Here is a 3,817-nt window from a genome sequence, read left to right on the forward strand (position 1 = left end):
CTAATATGGGCTGAACGGGGTTTACATCGTCTAAGCTTTCATCAGGGTTTTGAGCATGAGTCTGCGCATAAGCAAAGATAAAGCTGGCAATGACTTGTACGGCAGAGGCAACATTTAGCACGGGATAAGCAGGATTGGCATCAATTTGAATATGATAATCGGCGTACGCCAGCTCTTCGTTGGTTAAGCCTCGGTCTTCACGACCAAATAAGATAGCGATGTTGGGCTTGCTAATAGCTTGCGGGCTTTCACTATTATTTGCTAAATCAAGCGCAGTTTGCTTATCGATAAAGTCAAACATGATTTTAGCGGCTTGCGTCGGTGTGACCACAGGACGCGGCATGTGACGACTACGGCTGCTAGCGGCAAATACCAGCTGGCAATCCGCTATCGCCGATTCTAACGTCGGCGTTATGGTGGCTGACGTTAATAATTCACTACCGCCTGCCGCGTGCGAAACACTGGTTTCATCAATGGGTAGCTTAGGGTCAACGACGGTCAGACGCGATAGACCCATGGTATGCATGGCGCGCGCCGCTGAGCCAATATTGGCGGGTAAAGTGGTATTGACCATAACGATTTGTAAGCAAGACAGATAATCGCTTACCGTATGGCGGGCGGTTGAATTTGCTAAGCTTGTATTTACTAATAATGAGGCAGAGTCGTTACGCATTATAGCCCCAGTCTTTGTTTGATTTCTTGTTCAACCCGTTGCAATGCTACGGCGACGTCTTCAATTAAACCAGCTTGGTCACCAATAAGGCGCTCACGGCACGCTTCTTGTAATTGGCTACTAAGGCGAGTTAACTGAGTCGCACCCAAATTGGCGCTGGCACCTTTTAGCGCATGCGCAAGCTCATAGCCGTTGGCATTATCCTCTTCTTGTTGTGCGCGTCTTAATTTGACAATGCGCTCGTGACTGTCAGTAAAATACACTTGTATCAAATCAACGAAGTCCTCTTCTAACAACTCACGCATATCATCAAATTGCTCGTCATTAATAATCTCGTCATCGTTTTGCGTATTTGTATTGTTAGGATGTTCAGTCATAATCATGTGTCCAATATTTTAAAAGTTAAAGGGCTCAGCTTAGCTACTATAAAGACGTTAGCTATAATGAAAATGTAAATTGTCTTCATTAACCATGCTCTTTAATTGCTGCAAATTGTCATCGTTAGGGTAGATGCGCCAATGCTCAGATAACCCGACGTTGGCAATACCGTATTCTTCATAAATGCTCAGCCCAAGCGGCAAGCAGTTATCATTAATAGAAGCATCGGTGTTGCTAAGGGCATTATTAGCATAGCTGCCGTTTTGAAGTGCATCTTGATGTATATTATTTTCTAAGGCTAATAAATCATTGCCATCTTCATCATATAAGCTGCCACCCATCGCTGGGTCATAAGCGCTGTTACCACTGCTACCATTATTACCTTGCTCGTCCTGCTCATCGTTATAAGCCAAGCGCGGCGCTGGTATGAGGCCTGCTTGAGCGGATTTTAGCAAAGGCTGCATACGCGTGAGCAGATTAATATCGCTACCGTGAACTTTAATGCTGATTTTTTTCATCCAACGCAGGCGCGCGTCAACCATACTCATGGCATTATCAAGACGGGCAAAAATGCGCCCGTCACGCTCACGGATACTGCCTTTAATGACGACGACTTCATCAATCTTCAACTGCTCTTTGACGCGGTTAAAGCGCTCGGCATAACAGCTGACTTCTAGACGTGAGGTGCCATCGTCTAAAGTGATGACGTTACGCGTACCGAAATTGGCAATATCGATAATCAAACCCGCAAAGTAGCAGCTACCGTTATAACCCGTGTCTGCCAGCTTATCGAGGCGAGCGCCGGAGGTATAACGTTTAAGCTCATCGCGATATTCATCGATAGGATGTCCAGTCAAGTATAAACCTAAGGTATTTTTTTCCGCTTTCAGGCGGTGCTTATCACCCCAAATCAGCTCTGGCGTCATGACCAGTGGCGGCGCTGCGACCACGCCATCCATTTCACCGAACAAGTCCATCATGCCAAGTTCATTGTTTTGGCGGTCTTGTTCCGCAGCTTGTACGGCGCTTGGCAGTTGACTCATCAGCGCCCCGCGAATCTCGTATGCTTCGTCGCTTGGCAAGTCTGGTCGTAAAGTCGCGGCAAAGTCATCAAAACAGCCGGCACTAACCAATGCCTCAAGGGTACGTTTATTAACTTTTTTAATATCAACGCGGCGGCAAAAGTCGTATAAATCTTTAAATGGACCTTCACGTCGGCGCGCCTCAACGATAGACTCAACCGCTCCTTCACCAACACCTTTAATCGCACCCAAACCATAAATAATATTGGTCGGCGTATCGGCGACAAAATGCCACTCACTACGGTTTACTGATGGATTAACGACGGTCAAACCAAAATTTTCACGGCAATCATTGATAAAGAACACCACGTTATCAGTGTTGTTCATATCAGAGGTCAGTACCGCCGCCATAAATTCGGCAGGGTAGTACTGCTTTAAATAAGCCGTCTGATAAGCAAGGACACCATAAGCAGCAGAATGCGAGCGGTTAAAACCGTAGCCAGCGAACTTTTCCATCAAGTCAAAGACGCCGCCCGATGTCGCTTCATCGATGCCTTGCGCGGTCGCACCCGTGACAAAAATATCGCGCTGTTTGGCCATTTCCTCAGGTTTTTTCTTACCCATGGCTCGGCGTAGCATATCCGCGCCGCCCAAGCTGTAGCCTGCCATGACCTGCGAGATTTGCATCACCTGTTCTTGATAGACAATAACGCCGTTGGTGTTTTCTAAAATTGGCTCAAGGTTAGGATGGTCATAAATGACCTCCTCGCGGCCATGCTTACGGTCGATATACATCTCGACCATGCCTGCATCAAGCGGACCGGGACGATAGAGCGCACACATAGCGATAACGTCTTCGATATTGGTCGGTTGTAATTTGGATAGATATTTTTTCATACCCATACTTTCTAACTGAAAGACAGCTGTGGTTTTGGCTTCTTGCAGCAGCTTATAGGCTTTTTTGTCATCTAAGGGCAAGTCCTCTAACACCAAGGCATCTTTGCCCTCGCGGGCGCGGCGCAGATTGATGTTTTCTACCGCGGCGTTAATCACCGTTAAGTTACGTAAACCCAAAAAGTCAAACTTGACTAGCCCAACGGCTTCGACGTCGTCTTTATCAAACTGACTGACGCGGTGACCTTCGTCATCACAGTAAATCGCGCTAAAGTCAGTAATTTTATGGGGAGCGATGAGGACGCCACCCGCATGCTTACCAACGTTTCGACAGACGCCTTCGAGTTTAATCGCCATTTCCCAAATCTCAATGGCATCTTCATAGTCCATATTATCGGGGTTGGAGATTAAGTCTTTTAGCTGCGGCTCTTGTTCAAGTGCTTGGCTAAGCGTAATTCCTGGGGTTTTTGGAATCAATTTGGAGATTTTATTGGCCAAAAAGTATGATTTGCTTTGTACCCGCGCCACGTCTCGTACCACCGCTTTTGCTGCCATGGTACCAAAGGTAATAATTTGCGACACCGCTTCACGGCCATAGGTTTGTGCCACATAATCAATCACGCGGTCACGACCTTCAATACAAAAGTCAATATCGAAGTCGGGCATAGAAACACGTTCAGGATTTAAGAAGCGCTCAAATAACAAGTCGTAATGAATGGGGTCGAGGTCAGTAATATTAAGCGCATAAGCGACCAAAGAGCCAGCACCAGAACCACGACCGGGTCCAACCGGTACGCCGTTGGCCTTTGCCCAGCGGATAAAGTCCATGACGATTAAGAAGTAACCTGGG

Annotated in this window: 3 protein-coding genes; all 3 read right to left on the reverse strand. The window is 46.9% G+C overall.

Going from position 1 to position 3,817, the window contains the following annotated elements; all coding sequences use genetic code 11:
- On the reverse strand, positions 1-673 hold a 673-nt coding region (locus V7D75_RS01880), incomplete at its 3' end, for an RNA methyltransferase (RefSeq protein ID WP_442968898.1).
- The gene (locus tag V7D75_RS01885) at positions 673-1,050 is read right to left on the reverse strand and encodes an Hpt domain-containing protein (protein ID WP_333613177.1); all 378 of its coding nucleotides are present in this window, start codon (positions 1,048-1,050) and stop codon (positions 673-675) included. The genes V7D75_RS01885 and V7D75_RS01880, both read right to left, overlap by 1 nt.
- A 57-nt stretch (positions 1,051-1,107) precedes the next feature.
- On the reverse strand, positions 1,108-3,817 hold a 2,710-nt coding region (dnaE, locus tag V7D75_RS01890; RefSeq protein WP_333613178.1), incomplete at its 5' end, for a DNA polymerase III subunit alpha.

It is taken from the genome of Psychrobacter sp. (assembly GCF_036731945.1).
Lineage (GTDB): Bacteria > Pseudomonadota > Gammaproteobacteria > Pseudomonadales > Moraxellaceae > Psychrobacter.